This window comes from Kitasatospora sp. NPDC038210, assembly GCF_055600605.1.
Genome location: NZ_JBVJYK010000006.1, coordinates 279,757 through 293,016 on the forward strand (window position 1 = coordinate 279,757; position 13,260 = coordinate 293,016).

Here is a 13,260-nt window from a genome sequence, read left to right on the forward strand (position 1 = left end):
GGAGGTCGCTACGCGCTCAACTCCGCGTGCAGCGCGCCCAGCAGGCGTCCGGCCCGCTCCGCCACCTCGGCCGGGCCGTAGTCGATCGCCCGCCGGCACCAGTTCTCCGCCTGCACCGGCTCCCCCCGGCGCAGCGCCAGCAGCGCGAGCCGCAGGGCCGCCCGCCCGTGCCCGGCGTCGGCGGCCCGGGTGTACCAGAGCATCGCCTCGGCCTCGCTGTCCTGCCGGGCCAGCAGCAGCCCCAGGTTGAAAGCGGCGCTGCGGCTGCCCGCCTCGGCGGCCCGCCGGTACCAGCTCTCGGCGATCTCCAGCGCCCCGCGGTCCGCCGCCCGCACGCCCATCCGCACCTGCGCCCGCCGGTGCCCGGCGTCGGCCGCCAGCGCGTACCAGTGCTCGGCCTCGGCGTCCGCGTCCCCGCGCCGGTCCAGCAGCGAGGCCAGCCGGAACGCGCCCTCCGCCGAGCCGCCCGCCGCCGCCTGCCGGTAGCGCTCCAGCGCCCCGGCCAGGTTGCCGCGCTGCTCCTGGGCGACGGCGAGCTGCAGCGCCGCCTCGCCGTGCCCCTCGGCGGCGGCCCGCGCGTACCACTCCTGGGCCTGCCGCTGCTCGCCGCGCCCGGCGTGCAGCACGCCGAGGTTGAACGCGCCGTCCACGCTGCCCGCCTCGGCCGCCTTGGAGAACCACGGCTCGGCGCCGGACTCGTCGCCGCGCTGCAGCAGCACCACGGCCAGGGCGTTGCAGGCCTCCCGGTGCCCGGCGTACGCGGCCCGGCGGTACCACTGCTCGGCCTGCTGCTCGCGGCCGGTGCCGGCGCAGAGCAGGCCGAGGTTGAAGGCGCCGTTCTGGTCTCCCGCGTCCAGCGCGGCGCGGTACCAGCGCTCGGCCTCCTTGGCCTCGCCGCGGCTCGCGTGCAGGGCGCCCAGCGCGTTGGCGGCGTTGCCGTCCCCGGCCTCGGCGGCCTCCTGCCACCACTCGGCGGCGGCCGCGACGTCCCCGGAGTCGCGCAGCAGGAAGCCCAGCGCGCAGGCCGCGCGCGGCTCCCCGTTCTGCGCGGCCTGCCGGTACCAGCGGGCCGCCTCCTCCAGCAGGGACTGGTCGGTGCGGGCGCGCTCCTCCAGCAGCACGCCCAGGCGCAGCGCGGCTCGGGCGTGGCTGCGGGCGGCGGCCGTGCGGTACCAGGCCTCGGCGGTGTCCTTGTCCCCGGCGGCCTCGCGCATCCGGGCCAGCCGGTAGGAGGCCTCCCGGTGCCCGGCGTCGGCGGAGACCTTGAACCAGCGCTCGGCCCGGACGTCCCGCCGGTGCTCCATCAGGTCGCCCAGGGCGTAGGCGCCGAGGGGGTGCCCGTGGTCGGCGGCGAAGTGCAGCCAGTACTCGGCGGCCTCCTCCTCGCCCTGGTCGCGCAGCTGCAGCCCGAGCGCGTGTGCGGCCGGGGCGCTGCCGGCGACGGCGGCCTGGCGCCACCACTGGCCGGCCTCGGCCCGGTGACCCTGCTGGTGCAGCAGCACGCCGAGGTTGTTGGCGGCGGCGCGCACCCCGGCCGCCGCGGCGGCGCGCAGGTACGGTTCGGCGTCCTCCAGGTCCCCGCGGCGCAGCAGCAGGGTGCCCAACCGGCCGGCGGCGTCCGGGTCCCCGCCGTCGGCGGCCTGCCGGTGCCGGGCCTCCAGGGCGGCGGACTCGCGGGCGGCGAGCGCGGTCTCGAAGCTGGTCGGGTCCAGGCCCGTCGGGTCCAGGGCGGCGCCGGCGGCCGGCTCGTCGCCGGGCCGCTCCCCGTACGCGCCGACGGCGGCGGCGAACTGACGGGTGGACACGTGGACCAGGCTGTCGGGGCCGTAGCCCGGGGTGGGGCGTTCGGACAGTCCGCTGGTGCGCTGGGCCGGCAGGGCTCCGGGGCGGTGTTCGGGGCTCTCGGTGCTCTCCGCCCAGGCGTCGGTGTCCGCCTCGGCCGCCGCCGCGGGCTTGGCGCCTGACTTGCCGATCAGCCTCATGCCGACTCCCGCTCCCCCAGAGTGTCGCGGCATCGTGCCCCGGCGTGCGACCGGGGGGACTCCCAGGAGAGGCGCCGGACCCGACGGCCAATCAGCGGCCGTGCACCGTCCCCCATGTGTCCCATCGTCGCATCACCTGCTACCCGCGTACACCTGCCCCGGCCGAATTCGGGCCGGGCTGACCCGAAGCCGACGGAATTGCTTCGGCGCTTTGTCGATTTCCCGACACTTCAACCTCACAAACCCCTGCGCCCTCCTCCTTGGCGACGGTCGATAGTACCGGAGCGGTTCCCACCGCTTCCGTGCGAAGACACCCCGGGAAACACCGGAGGCCCGGAGGAAGGATCCTCCGGGCCTCTGGCCTTTGTAGCGGGGACAGGATTTGAACCTGCGACCTCTGGGTTATGAGCCCAGCGAGCTACCGAGCTGCTCCACCCCGCGTCGGTAGTTGAACTCTAGCACGGACGCGACGGGGGTCCGCACGCGCGGGGAACGGCAGGGGTCCGGACCGGGAACGACGGGGCTCCGTGCGCGCGAACGGCAGGGCTCCGACTCGGGAACGACGGCGCTACGACGCGGGAACGACGGCACTCCGGCCCCTGGAAACACCGGAGGCCCGGAGGAAGGATCCTCCGGGCCTCCGGCCTTTGTAGCGGGGACAGGATTTGAACCTGCGACCTCTGGGTTATGAGCCCAGCGAGCTACCGAGCTGCTCCACCCCGCGTCGGTGGTTGAACCATAGCACCGATGCGGGGTGGAACGGAAAACGGTTACCGCAGCTCAGCGGTCCACCGCTGCGGCCCGTGGCCGGAGCTACGGCCGGGGGCTCGGTGATCCGGCCCCGGTGGCCCCCGCGGCGGGAGTTCCGGTCGGGGCGGGGGCCGGGCTGCCCCCGCGGGCCGCCACGGCCGCATTCAGGGCGTCGCCGAGCGCCTTCTGGGCGTTGCCGTAGGCCACCCAGTCGCCGTTCTTGAACGCCGTCTGACTGTCGTTGTACGCCTTCTCCGCGTCCGACAGCGCCTTCTGCAGCTCCGGCGAGATCGTCCCGCCCGGCGCGGGCGTGGCCGGCGCGGTCGGCGTGGGCGTCGCCGGGGAGGTCGGGGTGCCCGGGGCGGTCGGGGCCGTCCCGTTGCCCGGGTTGGACGGCGCGACCGGCGTGGCCGGCGGGGCCTGCCCGGCGAAGAGCTTGTTCAGCGCCTTCTCCAGGGTGTCCTCGAAGGCCACGTTGTCGTCCCCGTACACCGCCAGGACCTTCTGCAGCGTCGGGTACTTGGCGCCGCGCCCGCGCACGTACACCGGCTCGACGTTGAGCAGGCCGCCGCCCATCGGCAGGGTCAGCAGGTTCCCGTACTCCAGCTCGGTGTCACCGCCGGTCTTCAGTGCGTAGATCTGCGAGGCCACCTCCTGGCGGGAGTTGAACTTCGACTGCACCAGGCCGGGGCCGGGGGCGCCGGACTCGCCGGTCATCTTCAGGACGCGGATCTTCCCGTAGTCGTCGCCCGGGTCCGCGTTGACGGCCATGAACGCCGCCAGGTTCGGACGGCCGTTGGGCACGAAGGTGCTGGTCAGCGAGAAGCTCGCGCCCGCGGCGTCAGGCATCCGCACCGTCACGTAGTACGGCGGCTGGACCTGCTTGGTGTCACTGGTCGGGTCCACCGGGACCTGCCAGATGTCACTGCCGTTGAAGAAGGAGTTGGAGTCGGTCACGTGGTACTGGCCGAGCAGGTCGCGCTGCACCTTGAACATGTCCTGCGGGTAGCGCAGGTGCGGCAGCAGCGACTGCGGGATGTCCGCCTTCGGCTCCACGGTGCCCGGGAAGGCCTTCATCCAGGTCTTCAGCACCGGGTCCTTCTCGTCCCACTGGTAGAGCTTCACCTCGCCGGTGTAGGCGTCGACCGTGGCCTTGACCGAGTTGCGGATGTAGTTGACCTGGTTGGCGACGGTCAGCAGCTCACCGCGCTGGTTGGTCAGCGAGTCCTTGGTGGCGGCGCCCAGCGTCGTCTTCGAGGAGAACGGGAAGCCGTCCGAGGTGGTGTAGCCGTCCACCACCCAGACCACGTGGCCGTCCTGCACCACCGGGTACGGGTCGGCGTCGATCGACAGCCACGGGGCGACCTTCTCCACCCGCTCCTTCGGCGTGCGGTTGTAGAGCACCTTGGCGCCGTCGGTGATCGCCCCCGCGTAGAGGATCTGCGGCTCGGTGAAGCGCACCGCGTACGCGGCCCGGGTGATCGGGTTGTCCAGCGAGACACCGCCGGAACCGGTGTACGTGTACTCCACGTTCTGGCCGGTCTTGGTGTCGGTGTAGTCGATCTCCTTGTTGGAGCCGCCGACGATCGAGTACGTCGTCGTCTTCTCGCCGTAGTAGATCCGCTGCTGGTAGTCGCCGAGCGAGCCGGTGGCCGGCAGGCCGGACTCGGTGAACACCGGCCCGCCCTTGTCGTCGACCTGGTTGCCCTTGGCGACCGCCGCGCCGTAGCCGTGGGTGTACTTGAAGTGGTCGTTGATCCAGTTGCGCTGCACGCCGTTGAGGTCCAGCTCGCGCAGGCCGACGACGGTGTCCTGCTTGCCCGTGTCGGTGCGGTACCGGTCCACGTCCAGCGTGCTCGGGAAGGCGTAGTAGTTGCGCTGCTGCTCCAGCGACTGGAAGGTCTGCGACACGATGTTCGGGTCCAGCAGCCGCACGTCCGCGATGGTCTGCGCGTCGGGCTTGAGCGCGTCACCGCCGGTCGAGCCCTGCGGGCTGTACGGCGTGGTCTGCGCGTCGGCGATCCCGTACGCCTGCCGCGTCGCGTCGATGTTCTTCTGGATGTACGGCGTCTCCTTGGCCTGCTCGTTCGGCTTGACCTGGAACTGCTGCACGATCGCCGGGTACAGGCCGCCGATCAGCACCGCCGACAGCACCATCAGCCCCAGCCCGATCAGGGCCGGCGCCCAGGTGCGGCGGATCGGGGTCAGGAAGAACAGCACGGCGCAGATGATCGCGACGAAGAACAGGATGGTCTTGGCCGGCAGGAACGCGTTGGCGTCCACGTAGCGCAGGCCCGTCCAGCCCGAAACACCCTTGTACGAGCCGGTCTTGACCGCCAGCGCGTACCGGTCGAGCCAGTAGGCGACGGCCTTCAGCAGCACGAACACGCCCAGCAGCACCGCCAGGTGCCCCTGCGCGCCGACGCTCGCCCGCCGACCCGGGCCCTGCAGCCGCAGCCCGCCGTACAGGTAGTGCACCAGCGCGGAGGTCAGCAGCGAGACGATCACCGCGCTGAACGCGAAGCCCAGCACGAACTCGTAGAAGGGCAGGTCGAAGGCGTAGAAGGAGACGTCCATGCCGAACTGGGCGTCCTTCTCCCCGAAGGAGGTCGAGTTGGTCCACATCAGCCAGGTCCGCCACTGGCCGGACGCCGCGGCGCCCGCCACCAGGCCGATCACCAGCGAGATGCCGATCAGCGCCCAGCGCTTGAACGGCGCCAGGCCCGCCCGGTAGCGGTCCAGGCTCTGCTGCTCCACCGACATCGCCGACAGCGGCGGCCGCAGCCGGTGCGCCAGCCAGATGTTGAAGCCGACGATCACCGCCATCAGCAGGCCGAACACCGCGAACAGCCCGACCTTCGTCCACAACTGGGTGGTGAACACCGAGGAGTAGTGGACCGACTTGAACCACAGCCAGTCCGTCCAGAAGCCCGCGAACATGACGAACAACAGGAACAGCACCGCGAGTACGCCCAGGGTCAGCAGGGCCACCCGCGCCCGCCTGGACGGCGGACCCACCCTTCGCCGGAAACCCGGCCCTGAGCGTTCCGGCATCTGGAATACCACGGTGGCACCTCAGCTGTGTCGTCTGGATATCGGTCGGTCGTCAGAGCAACTTAACCAGGCTTTGGCCGAGTTCCCACCGTTAGCAGACGGTTACTACGGCGCCCCGCCCCCGGCCGTCCCCGCCCCGCCCGCACCGGGGCGCGCGGCGCGCCGCCCGCCCCACCGGACCGCCCGGCGAGCGCGCCCCGCCCGGCGTGTGAGGATTGAGGCATGTCCGACGCGTCTGATCTGAACAACTCCCCCGACGACGTCTCCAAGCTCCCCGCCGCCACCCCGCTCACCCGGGCCGCGCTGGAGATCGACGAGTACGCCGCCACCCTCGGCTGGGACCTCCCGGCCCGGCTGTTCGCCCTGGTGGACAGCGCCGCCCTGCGCAAGGCCAACCCGAAGATCGCCGAACAGCTCGGCCTCGCCGACGGCGACGAGCCCGGCCTCACCCCGATCGAGCAGGACGAGATCCCGGCCGGCACGCCGCTCGACAAGTTCCTCGGCACCATCGCCTGGCCCGACTCGGTGGCCGGCTGCGCCCTGGTCGTCGAGCGGCAGATGCTGCCGCCCGGCGCCGAGCAGACCCGCCCCCGCGGTGCCAGCGACGCCCAGCTCGCCGAGTGGGTGTCCAACCACCCGCAGCGCGAGGAGGTGCGGATCACCGCCGCGGTGCTGCGCGACGGCAAGAAGGAGATCGCCCTGCGGCTGCGTTCCAAGGACGTCGCCCGCGAGGTGCTGACCGGTCCGGACCTGGTGCCCGGCCTCACCGAGGCCCTGCTGGCGACCTTCTCCTGACCCCTACTTGGCGCAGGACGGCAGCGCGGAGGTCTGCCCGGAGCGGATCTGCTCCAGCGACTTCAGCGCGCCGTCCAGCGTGTCCGTCTTGATCAGGGTCAGCCCGGACGGGATGTTCTTGGTGGCCTCGGCGCAGTTCGAGGACGGGGTGAAGAAGTACTCGGCCCCGGCGTCCCTGGCGGCGATCAGCTTCATCGATATCCCGCCGATCGGGCCGACCTTGCCGTCGTCGTCGATGGTGCCGGTGCCCGCGACGAACCGGCCGCCGGTGAGGTCGCCGCCCGGGGTCAGCTTGTCGATGATGCCGAGCGAGAACATCAGGCCGGCGCTCGGGCCGCCGACGTCCTGCAGGCCGATGTCGATCCGGAACGGGTAGGTGTGCCGGATCCCGGTGCCGATGCCGACAGCGGCGAGCTCGGCCCGCTCGGGCGCGGCCTTCGGGTCGAGGTCCTTGACCCGGACGGTCGGGACGGCGACGTCCGTCCTGGCGGCGGGGTCGGCGGCGGCGTTTCCGGCGGCGTCCTTGACCCGCGGCACGACCGTGAAGACCACCGACTCGCCCGGCTTGTGCTTGGTGACCGCCGCGACCACCTGGTCGACCGTGGTGACCGGGGCGCCGTCGACGGCGACGATCGAGTCACCCGCGTGCAGCTTGCCCTCGGCCGGCGCTCCGGCGGTGACCGACTTGACGATCAGCTCGCTGCCGACCGGGACGCCCAGCTGCTTGAGCGCCGCGGTGCGGGCGCTGTCCTCGGAGGAGGCGAACTCCTCGGCGTTCTGCTTCTTCGCGTCCGCGTCCGACTGCCCCTTCGGGTAGACGTTGTCGTGCGGAACCATCAGCACGTCGTCGCGCAGCCAGCCGACCACCGCGTTGACCAGGCTGGGCTCGTACTTGGCCCCGGTGACCTGGACGGTCGTCATGTTGAGGTGCCCGGTCGTCGGGTAGGAGTCGTGCCCGGCGATGCTGATCACCGGCTTGCCGCCCTGGTTGCCGAGCGTGTTGTACGTCGGCCCCGGGCTCATCTCCGTGTACGGCACCTTCATCAGCACCGAGACGCAGAGCAGTGCTATGAGCAGCAGGGTGGCAGCGAGCATCGTCGCGGAGCGGCGTGGCATGCCTCGACAGTACGGGACGCGGGTGACGCGGCGCCCGGCGGGCTACCGACCGGAGCGCTCGCCGGGGGCGGCGGCCCCCGCCGTGGTGCGTTCCATGGCGGCCATGAAGCGCCGGTGTTCGGCGAGCGAGGCCGGATCCCCCGTGGCCCGCGGGGCCCGCTGGGCCCAGCCCGCCCAGAGGGCGGCGGCCACGACGGCGACCACCGGAATGATCAACCAGGCGAGCGCACCCATATCAGTACTCCCAGCTCGTCGTGTCTATGAGCAGATTAACCACTCCGGCGGACAACGCGGCCGGCGCCGTCCGGGTTACGGGACGGCCGATCGGCTCACTTCCAGGGAGTATTCGGGGCGCCGCCGCGAACCCGTTCGAGTGAGGCCCCGGCGCGCCTGCCCCGACAGACGCGCGGGACGTGCGGGCGGTTCCGCGCGCTGGTCAGGGCACTCGTGGGCGGTTCCGCGCACCGGCCGGGGCATGCGAGGGCGCTTCCGCGGCGCGGGCGGGCGGGCGGCCAGTGCGGTGCGGTGCCGTTCCGCGGCGCGGGCGGCCGGTGCGGTGCGGTGCCGTTCCGCGGCGCGGGCGGGCGGGCGGCCGGTGCGGTGCCGTTCCGGGCGGCGTCAGCAGCTGCCGGCGCCGACCCACTCCTCCTCGCCGTCGGCGAAGACCTGGTGCTTCCAGATCGGCACCTCGTGCTTGAGGTCGTCGATCAGCCGGCGGGCGGCCGCAAAGGCCTCGCCGCGGTGGGCGCAGGAGACGGCGACGATCACGGCCTTGTCCGTGATCTCCAGGCGGCCGATCCGGTGGACCGCGGCGAGCGCCCGGACCGGGAAGTCGGCGACGACCTTCTCGGCGATCCGCCGCATCTCCTGCTCGGCGGTGGGGTGGCAGCTGTACTCCAGCGCGGCGACCGACTTGCCGCCGTCGTGGTCACGGACCGTTCCGACGAAGACGGTGGTGCCGCCGGCCGCGTCGTCGCCGACCGCCTCGTACACCTCGTCCAGCGAGAGCGGGGCGTCGCGGACGGCGAGCAGGCGGATGGGGTCGTGGTTCTCGGACATGACCCCATGATTCCCCATCCGGGGCGGTCGGAGGCAAGGGTCTTCCGCATCACGATGTGGAAATTTCGCATCGTGAGAAACGACGGCGCCGCCGCGGATCCGTGGCGGCGCCGTGCCGGGACCTCCTCAGAAGCGGCGCCGCTTGCGGGCCCGGCGCACCAGCGCCGCCGTACCGACCAGTGCCACCGTCGCCCCGGCCGCCCCCAGGCTGGTCGCGGCCTCCTTCCCGCCCAGCCGCCGCCCGGCCACCGCGTGCTTGCCGGACACCTGGGCCAGCAGCTCGGCCAGCACCTGCTCGTTGGTGTGCACCGGGCGCCAGCCCGCCTCGTGCAGCCGGCTGCCGGACACCACCCACGGGTACATCGTGTAGGCGAGGTCCCCGGCCGGCGCCGGGGTCAGGCCCAGCCGGTGCAGCCGCGCCGCCGTCCCGAGCGCCAGCGCCGCCGGCAGTTCCATCCGCCGGATCCCGGACAGCCGCTCCACGTCCTCCTGCTCCAGCCAGCCGTCGCAGCCGACCGTCACCTCGCCCTCGACCAGACCCAGCGCCGCGTACTCCAGCGCCGCCGCCAGGTCGTCCACGTGGCAGAACTGCCAGCACGGGCGGGAGCCGGCCACCACCAGCAGGCGGGGCGCCTCGAAGTGCCGGGTCAGCACGGTGTCCACACCCGGGCCCACCACCACGGCCGGACGCAGCACCGTCACCTGCAGCCCGGGATGGGCGCGCGGTGCGCGACGGGCCAGCCGCTCGATCTCCAGCAGGTCCCCGACCAGCGAGGCCTCCTCGGTCGCCCGCAGCTCGGAGTCCTCGGCCAGCGGCACCTCGTTGTCGGCCAGCGCGCCGTAGACCATCGCCGAGGTGCACAGCACCACCCGGTGCACCCCGGCGGCCGCGGCCGCGGTCAGCACCGTCTGGGCGCCGCGCACGTTGTAGGCGCTGCGGGCCCGCGGGTCCGACTCCATGCCGAAGTCCATCGCCAGGTGCACCACCACGTCGACCCCGGCCAGCCGCTCGGCCACCGCCGGGTCCCGGACGTCCAGCACCCGCCAGTGCACGCCCGGCACCTCGCCGCGCCGGTCGTCGACGGCCAGGACCTTCTTCACGTGCGGGGAGGCCACCAGTCGCGCCGCGACCTGCTCCCCCAGCACGCCCGCGGCGCCGGTCACCGCCACGGTCAGCGGCCGTCCGCCGTAGGCTGGATGCGGTGACGCCGTGGTGTCCGACGCGTCCTCTCCTCCGGTCAGCCCAGAGCGAACGTCCGAAGGCGGGGAACTCACCGGCCATCCTCCACGGTTAGCTTATGTGCGTACGGACGTGTGTCACGTACGTCCATCCTGCCCGAGGCGAAGGCCCGGCGGTGCACCCGGCGCGGGCCTGCCGCGCGGGAGCCGCCCCCGAGTCCCCCACTCCACCGCCGCCCCGGGCGCAGACTTTTCCGCCACACCCGCATGACGGCCGACCGGATCGAGGACCCCGTGAGCGACCTTCCCTTCGGATTCGGCGTTCCGCCCGAGGAGCCCGAGGACGGCAAGGCCAAGCCCGACGACGCCCAGAAGAAGAGGGACCAGGAGCAGTCCGCCTCCGGCCCGCAGCCCTTCGGCTTCGGGGGTGCCAACCCCTTCGGCGCGATGTTCGGCATGCCCGGTGCCCCCGGCGGCGGCGGTGCCGACAACCCCTTCGCCGCGATGTTCGGCGGCATGAACCCCGGTGACCTCGGCGCCGCCTTCCAGCAGCTCGGGCAGATGCTCTCGTTCGAGGGCGGCCCGGTGAACTGGGACCTCGCCACGAACATCGCCCGCCAGAGCGTCGTCGCCGAGCCCGCCGAGGGCAAGAGCAAGGACCGCTCGGTCAGCGACGCGGAGCGCTCCGCCGTCGCCGAGGCCGTCCGGCTGGCCGACCTGTGGCTGGACGGCTCCACCGAGTTCCCCTCCGGCGCCGGCACCGCCGTCGCCTGGAGCCGCGCCGAGTGGATCGAGGCCACCCTCCCGGTCTGGAAGGACCTGGTCGACCCGGTCGCCGAGCGCGTCGGCAACGCCATGGGCGGCATCCTGCCCGAGGAGATGCAGGCCATGGCCGGCCCGCTGATGGGCATGATGCGCTCCATGGGCGGCGCCATGTTCGGCACCCAGATCGGCCAGGCGCTCGGCGCGCTCGCCGGCGAGGTGGTCGGCTCCGCCGACGTCGGCCTGCCGCTCGCCCCGGCCGGCAAGGCCGCGCTGCTGCCGCAGAACGTCGCCGAGTTCGGCGAGGGCCTGAACGTGCCCGCCGACGAGGTCCGGCTCTACCTCGCCCTGCGCGAGGCCGCCCACCAGCGGCTCTTCGCCCACGTGCCGTGGCTGCGCGCCCACCTGCTGGGCGCCGTCGAGGCCTACGCGCGCGGCATCAAGGTCGACACCTCCCGCATGGAGGAGCTCGTCGGCCAGCTCGACCCGAGCAACCCCGAGGCGCTCCAGGACGCCCTGGCCGGCGGCCTGCTCCAGCCCGAGGACACCCCCGAGCAGAAGGCCGCGCTCGCCCGCCTGGAGACCGCGCTCGCGCTGGTCGAGGGCTGGGTCGACGCCGTCGTGCACGCCGCCGCCGAACCGCACCTGCCGCAGGCCGGCGCGCTGCGCGAGACCGTCCGCCGCCGCCGCGCGGCCGGCGGGCCCGCCGAGCAGACCTTCGCCACCCTGGTCGGTCTGGAACTGCGCCCGCGCCGCCTGCGCGACGCCTCCCGGCTGTGGGCGCTGCTCGCCGACGCCCGGGGCATCGAGGGCCGCGACGCGCTCTGGGAGCACCCGGACATGCTGCCCACCGCCGCCGACCTCGACGACCCGGACGCCTTCGTGCACCGGGGCACCGCGGACGGCCTGGAGGGCGGCATCGACTTCGACGCGCTCGACAAGCTGCTCGGCGAGGCCGCGGCCGGCAAGCCCGACCTCACCAAGCGCGACGACGAGCCGAAGGCCGACGGCACCGACACCGACGGGAAGGGCGAGCCCACCGCATGACCACGGACACCGGGACGTCCGCGTCCACCCTGCACGCGGACGCCGTCCGCACACTGTCCGCGTGGCGCCCCGCCGAGGAGGACCAGGAACGGCTGCGGCTCGACTACCTGGAGCACCTGGCGGAGCAGCCCGAGGGCCTGTACCGCTCCTGCCTGCCGGCTCACATCACCGCCAGCGCGGCGGTCGTCGACCCGGCGGCCGGTCGGGTGCTGCTCACCCTGCACCCCAAGGTCGGCATGTGGCTGCAGATGGGCGGGCACTGCGAGCCCGGGGACGGCGACCTCGCCTCGGCCGCGCTGCGCGAGGCCGTCGAGGAGTCCGGCATCCCCGACCTGGTCCTGCTGGAGGTGGACGGCGCCCCCGTCCCGGCCAAGCTGGACCGGCACCAGGTGCGCTGCGCCGGAAAGGACCGGCCGGAGAACACCCACCTCGACGTCCAGTACGTCGCGGTGGCCCCGGCCGGCGCGCAAGCGCTGATCAGCGAGGAGTCGCTGGACCTGCGCTGGTTCGACTACGACCGGCTGCCGGAGCTCACCGACCACTCGGTGCGCGACCTGGTGGCCCGGGCACGGCGGCTGACCGGCTGAGGTGAGACAGACGAAGGGGGCGCGGGCCGTTGCGGCCCGCGCCCCCTTCGCGTCGTCCTCCGATCGGGCCCCGCCGCGCTCCGGCCGTCCGGCGTCCCGGGCCCTCCTCGATCACGCCCCCGGCCGCGGCCCCGGCCGCGCTCCCGGCAGTGCCCTCAGCCGCAGGAGGCGGCCGGGTCCGGCCCCGGACCGGCGTGCCGGGCACCGGGGATGTGCGGCAGACGGGCCGCCGAGACCACGCCCTCCAGGTAGCCGCGGGCCCGCTCGGTGCGGGGGTAGGCCTCCAGCAGGGCCCAGAACGCCGGACCGTGGTCCGGCACCAGCAGGTGCGCCAGTTCGTGCAGCAGTACGTAGTCCAGGACGTACTCCGGCATGCCCTGGAGGCGGTGGGAGAGGCGGATGGTGCCCTCGCTCGGGGTGCAGGAGCCCCAGCGCGAGTTCTGGTTGGTGACCCAGCGGACCTGGGTGGGATGGGCGCGGTCGCCCAGGTAGGCGGCCGACAGGTCGCGGGCCCGGGTCATCAGGGCCCCGTCCCCGGGGATCCGCCGGGACTCCTGGGCGGCGAGCTTCTCCAGCATCTGCGCGACCCAGCGCTGCTCCTCGGCGTGCGACATCCGGGCCGGGATCAGTACGACGGTGCGGTCACCCTCGCGGTAGGCGGAGACCGTACGGCTGCGGCGGGCGCTGCGCCGCACCTCGACCCGGCTGCGGTCGTGCGCCTCCGGGGAGAGCGCCCCGACGGGCGGGTGCTGCGGCGACGGGGGCCTCGACGGCTGCTCCGGGTGCATCTGGTCCGGGCGCCCGCGCGTGTTCGGCGCCGCGACCTGCGACCCGGACGCTGCACGGGCACGCCGACGCGACGCCGGTGGATGGGAGTCCCGCTCGGCTGCCATGGCACACGACGTTACCCGGTACCACGGACAGAAGTC

The 13,260-nt window shown here is 73.5% G+C and carries 10 protein-coding genes and 2 tRNA genes; 3 read left to right on the forward strand and 9 right to left on the reverse strand.

Features of this window, described 5'->3' with window-relative positions; genetic code table 11:
* Window positions 1-8: 8 nt before the first annotated feature.
* The 4 genes from ACZ7KX_RS15325 to ACZ7KX_RS15340 form a co-directional block, all read right to left on the reverse strand.
* Window positions 9-1,982, reverse strand: coding sequence for a tetratricopeptide repeat protein (locus ACZ7KX_RS15325; RefSeq protein ID WP_470326841.1), 1,974 nt, complete (start codon window positions 1,980-1,982; stop codon window positions 9-11).
* A gap of 367 nt (window positions 1,983-2,349) precedes the next feature.
* Window positions 2,350-2,423 (reverse strand) — tRNA-Met (locus ACZ7KX_RS15330).
* Between the two features lie 209 nt (window positions 2,424-2,632).
* Window positions 2,633-2,706: transfer RNA gene (locus tag ACZ7KX_RS15335), tRNA-Met, on the reverse strand.
* Between the two features lie 89 nt (window positions 2,707-2,795).
* Window positions 2,796-5,786: a UPF0182 family membrane protein gene (locus ACZ7KX_RS15340; protein WP_470326842.1), complete on the reverse strand. Its 2,991-nt coding sequence runs from the start codon at window positions 5,784-5,786 to the stop codon at window positions 2,796-2,798.
* A 222-nt stretch (window positions 5,787-6,008) separates the two neighbouring features.
* On the opposite strand from ACZ7KX_RS15340, the gene ACZ7KX_RS15345 reads away from it, so the two are divergent.
* Entirely contained in the window at window positions 6,009-6,581 is a 573-nt protein-coding gene (locus ACZ7KX_RS15345; protein ID WP_470326843.1) for a PPA1309 family protein, read from the forward strand.
* Between the two features lie 3 nt (window positions 6,582-6,584).
* On the opposite strand, the gene ACZ7KX_RS15350 is transcribed toward ACZ7KX_RS15345, so the two are convergent.
* The 4 genes from ACZ7KX_RS15350 to ACZ7KX_RS15365 all read right to left on the reverse strand — a co-directional run bounded on the left by ACZ7KX_RS15350 (window position 6,585) and on the right by ACZ7KX_RS15365 (window position 10,031).
* Window positions 6,585-7,697, reverse strand: a complete 1,113-nt coding sequence (locus ACZ7KX_RS15350) for a YlbL family protein (RefSeq protein ID WP_470326844.1) — start codon at window positions 7,695-7,697, stop codon at window positions 6,585-6,587.
* Window positions 7,698-7,739: 42 nt separating this feature from the next.
* Window positions 7,740-7,931: a hypothetical protein gene (locus tag ACZ7KX_RS15355; RefSeq protein WP_350523027.1), complete on the reverse strand. Its 192-nt coding sequence runs from the start codon at window positions 7,929-7,931 to the stop codon at window positions 7,740-7,742.
* Window positions 7,932-8,315: 384 nt separating this feature from the next.
* Window positions 8,316-8,756 (reverse strand): molybdenum cofactor biosynthesis protein MoaE, encoded by a 441-nt coding sequence (locus tag ACZ7KX_RS15360; RefSeq protein ID WP_470326845.1) that lies wholly within the window; start codon window positions 8,754-8,756, stop codon window positions 8,316-8,318.
* Between the two features lie 126 nt (window positions 8,757-8,882).
* On the reverse strand, window positions 8,883-10,031 hold the full coding sequence (locus tag ACZ7KX_RS15365) for an NAD-dependent epimerase/dehydratase family protein (protein ID WP_470326846.1): 1,149 nt from the start codon (window positions 10,029-10,031) through the stop codon (window positions 8,883-8,885).
* 198 nt (window positions 10,032-10,229) lie between these two features.
* Here ACZ7KX_RS15365 and ACZ7KX_RS15370 point away from each other — a divergent pair, with 198 nt between their 5' ends.
* Both ACZ7KX_RS15370 and ACZ7KX_RS15375 read left to right on the forward strand, forming a co-directional pair.
* Window positions 10,230-11,744 carry a zinc-dependent metalloprotease gene (locus ACZ7KX_RS15370; protein WP_470326847.1) on the forward strand — a complete coding sequence of 505 codons (1,515 nt, stop codon included), beginning with the start codon at window positions 10,230-10,232 and terminating at the stop codon, window positions 11,742-11,744.
* Window positions 11,741-12,331, forward strand: a complete 591-nt coding sequence (locus ACZ7KX_RS15375) for an NUDIX hydrolase (RefSeq protein ID WP_470326848.1) — start codon at window positions 11,741-11,743, stop codon at window positions 12,329-12,331. Before ACZ7KX_RS15370 ends, ACZ7KX_RS15375 begins: the two co-directional genes overlap by 4 nt.
* 155 nt (window positions 12,332-12,486) lie before the next feature.
* Here ACZ7KX_RS15375 and ACZ7KX_RS15380 read toward each other — a convergent pair whose 3' ends face one another.
* Complete coding sequence (locus tag ACZ7KX_RS15380; RefSeq protein WP_470326849.1) at window positions 12,487-13,119, reverse strand: M48 metallopeptidase family protein; 633 nt, start codon at window positions 13,117-13,119, stop codon at window positions 12,487-12,489.
* Between the last annotated feature and the right edge of the window lie 141 nt (window positions 13,120-13,260).

Excerpts from the sequence above, each read along its gene's own strand:
- ACZ7KX_RS15325 (WP_470326841.1), bottom strand. The coding sequence starts at position 1,982 with ATGAGGCTGATCGGCAAGTCAGGCGCCAAGCCCGCGGCGGCGGCCGAG.
- ACZ7KX_RS15340 (WP_470326842.1), bottom strand. The coding sequence starts at position 5,786 with ATGCCGGAACGCTCAGGGCCGGGTTTCCGGCGAAGGGTGGGTCCGCCG.
- ACZ7KX_RS15345 (WP_470326843.1), top strand. The coding sequence starts at position 6,009 with ATGTCCGACGCGTCTGATCTGAACAACTCCCCCGACGACGTCTCCAAG.
- ACZ7KX_RS15350 (WP_470326844.1), bottom strand. The coding sequence starts at position 7,697 with ATGCCACGCCGCTCCGCGACGATGCTCGCTGCCACCCTGCTGCTCATA.
- ACZ7KX_RS15355 (WP_350523027.1), bottom strand. The coding sequence starts at position 7,931 with ATGGGTGCGCTCGCCTGGTTGATCATTCCGGTGGTCGCCGTCGTGGCC.
- ACZ7KX_RS15360 (WP_470326845.1), bottom strand. The coding sequence starts at position 8,756 with ATGTCCGAGAACCACGACCCCATCCGCCTGCTCGCCGTCCGCGACGCC.
- ACZ7KX_RS15375 (WP_470326848.1), top strand. The coding sequence starts at position 11,741 with ATGACCACGGACACCGGGACGTCCGCGTCCACCCTGCACGCGGACGCC.
- ACZ7KX_RS15380 (WP_470326849.1), bottom strand. The coding sequence starts at position 13,119 with ATGCACCCGGAGCAGCCGTCGAGGCCCCCGTCGCCGCAGCACCCGCCC.